Source organism: Vibrio sp. 2132-1, from assembly GCF_033344315.1.
Map to the genome: position 1 here is coordinate 238,922 of NZ_JAWPON010000009.1, position 7,979 is coordinate 246,900.

Consider the following 7,979-nt stretch of genomic DNA (forward strand, 5'->3'; position numbering starts at 1 on the left):
ATATTACATAAGATCATTCATTAAAATCTCATACTCTTCGTTTGCTTCTTCCACTAAATGAGAAAGCTCTAACGCATCAGTAACTGCAAGATTGAACTGCCACGGAGTTGTGTCTTCTTTACCACAGATTCGAGTTTCACACCCACGACTCTCAAAAGACAAATCATCAAACTCTGTGGTGTGGCGCTCTTGAAGTTCAACAATCTCAACTTCTAATTTACCGACAGGATTGACTTTAACGTGGGCATGTAACTCCGAACTGTTAGACAAACAATAATCTCTATGAACCGCAATCATGGCCGCCTCCTTGGTCTGCCAACTGACAACTCAACAGTGAGTGTAGACGAGGGATTTTGAACGTGGCGTGAAATAATAATGAAGATTGATCTGTCTCATTAGAACAGACAATTGTTGTCATGAAGGCATGAGCCAGCATGAATCTCATCTGATTTAAATTGTTCTGAGATCGTAATAGTTGGCATTTACCGAGACTTTCCCTATTATCGAAACAAAATTACTGTGGTCATTCTTTAGAGGTCAGTATGGAGCTTGAAGCCGTTGCTAAAGCACTAAAAGAGTTAGGGCATCCGACTCGTTTAAGTATTTACAAAGAAGTCGTCAAAGCGGGATACAAAGGTATCGCGGTAGGCGGCGTACAAGAAAAGCTTGGCATTCCAGCATCCACTCTCTCTCATCATATCTCGAGCCTTGCTTCAGCCGGTCTTCTCACCCAGCGCCGTGAGGGTAGAACCCTTTTTTGTGTTGCAGAATATCAGTGCTTAGATGACGTAATTGGTTTTTTAAAAGCAGAATGTTGCGTTAACGAGTGCTCATAAATTTCTAGCAAAAACGAGAGAGTTTGAGTTTATATTGAACTTCAGCAGAACGTGAATGACGATGAAAAACATACACACCGAAGTTGCTAACCTCGGTGTGTACATCTTCTACTTCGCGACGAGTAACATCGACGACTTAGATGGTACGATTAACTTACCGTCAGTTGGAATGATTTGTTCTGTCATCAAATCAACCCAATTACCATCGATTTTTAATGTCAAAGACTGTTGACGCTGTGATTTATTAAGCACCACAATACCTTTGTCACCTCGCTTCAGTACGAGCATGTCATCGTTACCTTCAAGAACACTCATCGGCTCGCCATGCGTCATATTATGGAACTGGATCATTTTTGCCATTCTCGGATCGCTCCATGCACCTTGCCATCTTGGCTGACCATTTTTACCTTTAATACCGCTGGTGTTTAAGTCGGTATAAATCAACGGCACACCACCATCTCGGCCTAGAATATAGGCATAAGCTAACCATTCATTTTCCTCGTCCATGATGAGATCAAGAAAGACATCATTGTTAGGAATATCATGTGTGATAGCAAATGTAATCGCACGACCGGGGGACAGAGCCTGACCAAAACAATAGGGATCAATCAGAGACTTGAAGCTGCCCTTTTTAGCAAACGCCTTAAACATGGTTGAGAACAAAGGGAAATCGTACGCACCTAGGCGAGTTTCCTGTAGATACGGCTCAAGAAACAGCTGATACTCTTCTTCCGTCGCACCGCCATCGGTAATAATTTCACCAAATATATGCACATCCCGCGTGATGTCGTCTGTCCAAACACGCTTAAGATGCTCTAACGTCATGTGTTTCGCAGCGTCAATACGAAAACCTTTCACACCAATAGCTTTCAGCGCCTTTAGGTACGCTCGCTGCTGTTCAACGACATGGTCACAAACACGAAGAGTTGGCAAGCCAGGGTCGGTTGGCCCACCGGTGATACGTCCGTTTTGAACCTGCCACTTATCTTTCCAGTCTTTGATGCCGAATGCTTCAACAAAGTCCTCTTCATCAAAAAGTGGTTGAGATAGATCGCCAAACAACGCTAGCGACTGATATTTCTGTTTGTCGTTCTGGTATTCCTCCAAGACCTCTTGTCTTGGGTACTGAAGGTCTCTGCGAAGGTGGGCCTCATTTGCCATATGGTTAAACACTACGTCGGCATAAACCCACACACCAACTTGCTCCAGTTCACGAACCATATGAATAAAATCTTTGGTATCACCCAAGGCATTATCGATAACACGATAATCTTGTGGTTGATAACGCTGCCACCAGCGCTCATCGTGTGCGCTTTTCATTGGTGGCGAAACCAACACAGAGCCATAACCAAGCTCGCGGATTTCTTTTGCTCGTTGGGCAATGTCAGCATACTTCCAATCAAATGCATGTAAGATAACGTTTGCACCGAATGATTGTGTTTCCTGTGAGCCACTCATGTTGTTCTCCTGCTCGTTTCCACTCACGATTACTTGTTTGCATTTTTTTGTGAGTGAATTCAATAATCGAAATTATAAAAGCTATTCATCAGAGGCACTCACCCTTTTAGCACTAACTCAAGGCTGAAATCGAAGGCGTAGCGACTCATCCATTGCACAGCGATAAATCGTTCTGAGTGAATAACGGGCACACAACATACACCCCAAACAGCCCAACAAAACACTAAGTCATTGTTTTATTTAACAAAAATTTCAATTGAAAAAGATAAAATATAAGACCTACGTACGCCCTAAAATAGGCCCAAAGGATAAAAATAGCCAAGCCAACCCGTTGAGTAACAATTGTTAATAAAACGAAACTGGCAGATGGATCACGTTTGGCGCGTTTCAAAAATCCAGTAAATCACCATACCTAGCGTTAAAAGACTAAAGATTTCTGTTTGTATCTGTCCCGAAATGACTTCAAAATGCGAAACTTAGCTTATCTCTATGGGGTATGCTCTACCTTGGAGGATAATAATGAATATCAAAGAATTTTCTGACCTCGTCGGGCTATCTGCTCATACTCTTCGATACTATGAAAAAATCGGTTTACTTAAACATGTCCATAGAAACGCGAGTGGACATCGAATGTATAGTTCGAAAGATCTAAACTGGATAAGCTTTGTTAAGCGTTTAAAAGAAACTGCAATGCCACTTGAAGAGATTCTAGAGTATGCCAAATTAAGGGAAGTCGGCTCTCAATCTGTACCACAACGTCAAGCCCTGTTAGAACAACACCAAGAAAACCTCAAACGCCACATTGAGCAACAGAAAAAGCACTTATCGGCTCTAGAAGAAAAAATTGCCTTGTATAAAAGCGGAAAAGTTCGTTGACTTAGAGTTAACTCTAACGATTAAGGTGTGTTTACGTTTATTCACTAGGAACATACCGATGGAACAATCACGCTTTAACAAAGGATTAGAACTACTCTCTCAAATTGATGGCGACGCTGGTCATAATGTCATCGAAACCTTACAAGATATTTGTCCAGATTTAGCTCAGTACACCATTGAGTATCCGTTTGGCGATATTTATGCTCGCCCGGGCTTAGACCTAAAATCGAGAGAAATCGCAACCGTCGCCGCGCTAACGGCAATGGGGAATTGCGCGCCGCAACTAAAAGTGCACTTAAATGCAGCGCTGAATGTAGGCTGTAGCGAGGATGAGATTAAAGAGATCATTTTGCAGATGTCCGTCTACGCAGGTTTTCCCACGGCATTAAACGGCATGTTTGCATTCAAAGAAGTGCTAGCGGAAAGAGCAGAGTAATAACGACGTTGAAATTAATTTAACCGCAATTAAAAACGGCCCTTGGGGTTCGGGCCGTGATTAAAACAACGAGTGAATTAGCGCTCAGGAGTTTCAAGCAGTTTAACCGCGCAATCTACCGCGTTGTTAATGCCTTGACTGCTCTCCAACTTGCCTGAACTTGCAGGACCAAGGGCACAAGAATACAAAGCCAGCTGCTTATCGAACGGCAGATCCAACTGTTCATAGAGATTTTGTCGGATTCTTGCATGTTGTTCTGGTTCTTGGTTAGCAAGGCTAATCAACGTTTCATAAATAAGCGTTTTCATGTCTTTCCCTTTTCACTTTATTGCACGGGGTGCATATATATTGTATCCATTTGGGAAGCACAAATCAGAAGCTAGGTCACAGAACGCGTCGCTAAAAAAGTTTATGTACTCGGTAAATTGCAATACAAACTTAAAGTCGTTTAGAAAAAGGGCAACTGATAACTCGATAGATCAGCCGATTAACTAGCATTCGCCGCTGTTTGTTTATAATCGTGTCCGATATAAACAAAAACGTCGCTGTATCAGCGACGTTTTATCTCGACTTTAGTTAATCGAATTTTTTTAGTTGAAGTGCACTAGCATTTCAACGTCATCGCCTTGCTCTGGAGCCTGAAGAGCGAAGTGCACGTACCCTGCTTCAGTCATAGGAATCGCAAGGTATTCATTGCTGCCTGCATAGTTGGACGCATACTCGTGCTGCTCTACTGTAGGCCAATGCTCCCTACTCGCGTATAGATCGACATTACCAGTTTGAGAGTGAGCCGTTAGCCATACACGAACCTCTTCAACACCTTCAGGCACATAAACTGCTGCATAACGCTGCTTGTGAACGGTAAGCATTTTGGCTTCACCAGACTCTAATACCACAGGTGCTAAATCATCTTGCACTTGGGTTGGCGGTGTTTGCGCTTCCACTTCTAACGCAGCCACAAGATTCACTGAGTCATAGCTATCACGTCCAGTTAAGCTGATGTAGTAACGACCCGCTTTAACGTAACCATCTTGCTCTGGTTCAAACACAATCTCTTCATTGCTGCCATCAGCATATTGACTCATTTCGAAATCATAGTAATGCGCGACTTTGTTGTAGCTCATGTAAAGATCCGCATCACCCGCACCCTCAATAGATACATTGAAGTTAACGGTGTTGGCTGGAACATCAACGTAGAACAGTTTTTCGCTGTATGCTTCGCCACTGAGCTGAAGGCTTTGGTTCGCCGTCAATTCAGTCACTTTTGCTTCAGGGCTTGTTGGTTCTGTTGGTTCTTCTGGGTCTGTACCAGGTTGCTCAGGTTCCACTTTTAATGTGTCCAACCAACGTTCAAACTCAGCATCGTATTGTTGACCTAAAGACGTCACCTGCTGTGCCCATTGTTCGAACTGGCCAGAGCGCGACAATGCCAACAAGCTTTCGACGTCTTGTGGATGATTTTCTAACATGAATCGAACAGCTAGATAACCCCAACGATAGATACGATTGGTATCGTGAGAGTACGTGGTATCAAACACAGTGGAAAGGCTCAGTTTACCATCTGCAATCAGCTCAATCGCAGCTTGGTAACCTTGCTTGTAATGCATGTATTCAGCAAAACCTTCTAGCCACCAAACAATATGACCATGAGCCAAGTTATCGCTGAACGAACCGTATTGGTTAAATCGTGCATCTAAATAGTGCGTGTATTCATGTTCTAGGTTCAAGATAGAGAGATCTTCACCATTCGCGTAGCGATAAGCGACGAAACGCGCAGTATTGTCCGCTTTTGAAGGGTCACCTTCTAGGTACTGACCACCGTTGTCCGTTGTATTACCAAATAGGAATGAAGAGTAATCAACGTAACTAGCGTTACTCGCGAATACCGCCACTTCAACACGATCATTCAAATCATCAGCGACAGGTTGATTACCCGTATTCGCAACTCGATGGAAGTCGGCTTCTTTTGCCGCTAGCACTTCACACGCTTTCGCTGCTTGAGCATCGGTCAGATCTTCAGAGCGAATAATGGCAGGTCCCTGACATTCAAAACGATTTGGCATTACACGTGCAGCTAAATCTTGCTTGGCTTGCTCAATATTCAGACCATTTAGGCCTTCTGGTGCGTAGTAGCTCATCATTTCAACGGCAGCAAGCCATAGTTTGTCATGCTCACTACCCAGTGGATAACGCTGCATCACCTGTTGCATTACTGCCAATGCTTTGCGTTTGGTCTCCTGATCTGGGCTTGCGAGCAAACGACCAGTTTCACGTAATGCATTGAAAACGATAAAGCTTGCATCCGTATCTAATGCCCAAGCATTATCAGATGCGAATTTCACCAACGTATCAATATGGTGTGTATTGTTTGCCATGTATCGGTAGAACGCATCGTTCGCCGCATGGCCTGCCATAGAGCGGAACAAGTTGTTTAAACCATCGACCCATTGCGTGTCCTGCGCGGTTTCACGATTAAAGTGCATCAACGCGGCCATCATGCTATCCATGGTCAGCGGCAACTGCTTAACGTTATCAACCATCAAAGTCAGGCTCTTCATTGCACCAACTTGTTCACGACCTTGATCCAAAGCATGAGGGTTGTTTAGGAATAGGTTCGTCGACTGAGCAAAACGCTGACTCAACGCTTGCGAAAACTCAGGTGTACCAGTACCAGCGTTGTAGCGAACGTAGTAGGCCGCTCGAATAAATTCGCCTAGGTTCTCTAGAATACGAGCTTGATCTGCTTCACCACGATAGCGAGCGATTTCTTGATCCAGCGCGACTTGGATACGGCTTAGGCTCGCTTCACTATAGATATCATTCAGCGTTTCTGAAGGTGCTGAAAACCAAGCGTGGTAGCAATCATACTCAGCACCAGAAACGGCAGTAGCCAGATCTCGCGATTGTTGTAAATCAGCAACAGCACACTGATTTTGTGCAAAAGAGAAGCCAGACACACTCGCTAGCATACAAGCAAGCGCCAAACGATGGCGCGGGAAAAAACGGATATGAGACATAACAACACTCATTGATTATTAACATACATTGAGTGGGGATTTATATTCTTTACAGCTCAAACAGTGAAATCAGTGTCATAAAATTTATGAAACCGCTCCCAAAAATAGGTCTTTTACTCTAATTAAATGGGAGCAATCCCACTCCAAAAAAACTCACAATTATCAATAAAAACATTAATTTACCTTTTTCTAAATAACGACTTTATGAGGAAAATTGCCCTTAAACGCCCCCCTTAACTCTTCCAGATAGAGTTCGCGACAATCAAAGGTTCTAAATTAAATTTTGATGCTTGATACCATCTATTTTTATTTGTGACTCATTCCCAATAAGTCACAGAGTGCATATCAAAAAGTTGGCATTAATGGTAAATTCTCCGCCAAATCAAACACATTTACTCCTCGAGTCATTGATGAGTGAATAAAGCAGATATTTGGCTAGGGATAATACATGTCACTTTGGGGATTTTTGGGAACGGGGATTGCCTACTTCATGACAACGTTTGCCTTTGTTTTTGGCGGCATTTTTTGGTTATGTGCTGAAGGTAATACATTAAGAGAAACAAAGCGCCAATCATCAATAATGTCCGGGGTTATTGCTTGTACTATTGGAACTTGGGTGCTTGCTTTTGGTGTTTACGTTTACGGTTACTTTTGGGATAACTCTTCTCACTATTATTTTTATTTGCTCGCTCCATGGGGACTTGCCATTTTTGGGGTAAAACTTCGTAACCGCTGGGTTAAGCAATACGCGCGTGTAAAACACGCAAAAGAAGAACAGTGGCAAAAGCACTGGCGAGAATTATTAGGGGAAGATACTGAAGAGCTTCCACCATATACACATGATTACGAGCTCTACTCGGGCATTTGGCAAGCCAATGAAGCGCTCCAAGAACAGTGTTTTGCAGCCCTTCCTCACGGGAAAGCAGTCTACGAGAGAGTGAAAGCCTTCCAAACGATGGCCTCCCCCGCTGGTGACATAAACAATCAAGTTTTGCTGAGTAAACTCGATCAACTAGAGGATGAAATCATTCAAGTTCTTGAGCAACACTCGCAAAAGAAAGTAAGCATTGAAACTGGCGCAGGTACTTTACACAAAGAGTCAAAACGCAATGTTTATCACCATGAGAATGGCCCAACAGAAGAGCAACTGTACGACTCAATCAACCTCCAACATGATTTGGATCGAGAGCTACGCAACATTATCTATGATCGGCTCGGTTACGATGGCGAAGATGAGTACTTTTTCCTCCAAGCGCCACTCGAAGAGCTTACCGAGAATGAAACCGCAATCAACTGGATGCTCTGGGGGTTAGTAAGCGACCATTTTGCTGTTGACCCATACCAAACGGCGTTGGA

Annotated in this window: 8 protein-coding genes; 4 read left to right on the plus strand and 4 right to left on the minus strand. The window is 43.4% G+C overall.

All coding sequences use genetic code 11. From position 1 onward, the window contains the following. Positions 1 to 3 precede the first annotated feature (3 nt). Complete coding sequence (locus R8N47_RS12565; protein ID WP_005375389.1) at positions 4 to 297, minus strand: hypothetical protein; 294 nt, start codon at positions 295 to 297, stop codon at positions 4 to 6. Positions 298 to 542: 245 nt separating this feature from the next. Between R8N47_RS12565 and R8N47_RS12570 the strand changes: the two genes are divergently transcribed. Next, complete coding sequence (locus R8N47_RS12570) at positions 543 to 836, plus strand: ArsR/SmtB family transcription factor (RefSeq protein ID WP_005375388.1); 294 nt, start codon at positions 543 to 545, stop codon at positions 834 to 836. A 108-nt stretch (positions 837 to 944) separates the two neighbouring features. Here the strand turns inward: R8N47_RS12570 and R8N47_RS12575 are convergent, their stop codons facing one another. Continuing rightward, entirely contained in the window at positions 945 to 2,294 is a 1,350-nt protein-coding gene (locus R8N47_RS12575) for an alpha-amylase family protein (RefSeq protein WP_033906794.1), read from the minus strand. A 519-nt stretch (positions 2,295 to 2,813) separates the two neighbouring features. Here R8N47_RS12575 and R8N47_RS12580 point away from each other — a divergent pair. After that, on the plus strand, positions 2,814 to 3,170 hold the full coding sequence (locus R8N47_RS12580; RefSeq protein WP_005375386.1) for a MerR family transcriptional regulator: 357 nt from the start codon (positions 2,814 to 2,816) through the stop codon (positions 3,168 to 3,170). Between the two features lie 58 nt (positions 3,171 to 3,228). After that, entirely contained in the window at positions 3,229 to 3,606 is a 378-nt protein-coding gene (locus tag R8N47_RS12585; protein ID WP_033906793.1) for a carboxymuconolactone decarboxylase family protein, read from the plus strand. Positions 3,607 to 3,683: 77 nt separating this feature from the next. Here the strand turns inward: R8N47_RS12585 and R8N47_RS12590 are convergent, their stop codons facing one another. After that, a complete protein-coding gene (locus R8N47_RS12590; protein ID WP_005375384.1) occupies positions 3,684 to 3,914 on the minus strand; it encodes a PAS factor family protein in 231 nt (76 codons plus the stop codon). A gap of 282 nt (positions 3,915 to 4,196) precedes the next feature. Next, positions 4,197 to 6,623 (minus strand): M9 family metallopeptidase, encoded by a 2,427-nt coding sequence (locus tag R8N47_RS12595; RefSeq protein ID WP_005385091.1) that lies wholly within the window; start codon positions 6,621 to 6,623, stop codon positions 4,197 to 4,199. 448 nt (positions 6,624 to 7,071) lie between these two features. Between R8N47_RS12595 and R8N47_RS12600 the strand changes: the two genes are divergently transcribed. Further along, a partial coding sequence (locus R8N47_RS12600) for a hypothetical protein (RefSeq protein WP_318185854.1) occupies positions 7,072 to 7,979 on the plus strand: 908 nt, incomplete at its 3' end.

What these genes read in the sequence shown, in the direction of transcription:
- R8N47_RS12590 (WP_005375384.1), bottom strand. Translation starts at nt 3,914, where the DNA reads ATGAAAACGCTTATTTATGAAACGTTGATTAGCCTTGCTAACCAAGAA.
- R8N47_RS12595 (WP_005385091.1), bottom strand. Translation starts at nt 6,623, where the DNA reads ATGTCTCATATCCGTTTTTTCCCGCGCCATCGTTTGGCGCTTGCTTGT.
- R8N47_RS12565 (WP_005375389.1), bottom strand. Translation starts at nt 297, where the DNA reads ATGATTGCGGTTCATAGAGATTATTGTTTGTCTAACAGTTCGGAGTTA.
- R8N47_RS12575 (WP_033906794.1), bottom strand. Translation starts at nt 2,294, where the DNA reads ATGAGTGGCTCACAGGAAACACAATCATTCGGTGCAAACGTTATCTTA.
- R8N47_RS12585 (WP_033906793.1), top strand. Translation starts at nt 3,229, where the DNA reads ATGGAACAATCACGCTTTAACAAAGGATTAGAACTACTCTCTCAAATT.
- R8N47_RS12580 (WP_005375386.1), top strand. Translation starts at nt 2,814, where the DNA reads ATGAATATCAAAGAATTTTCTGACCTCGTCGGGCTATCTGCTCATACT.
- R8N47_RS12570 (WP_005375388.1), top strand. Translation starts at nt 543, where the DNA reads ATGGAGCTTGAAGCCGTTGCTAAAGCACTAAAAGAGTTAGGGCATCCG.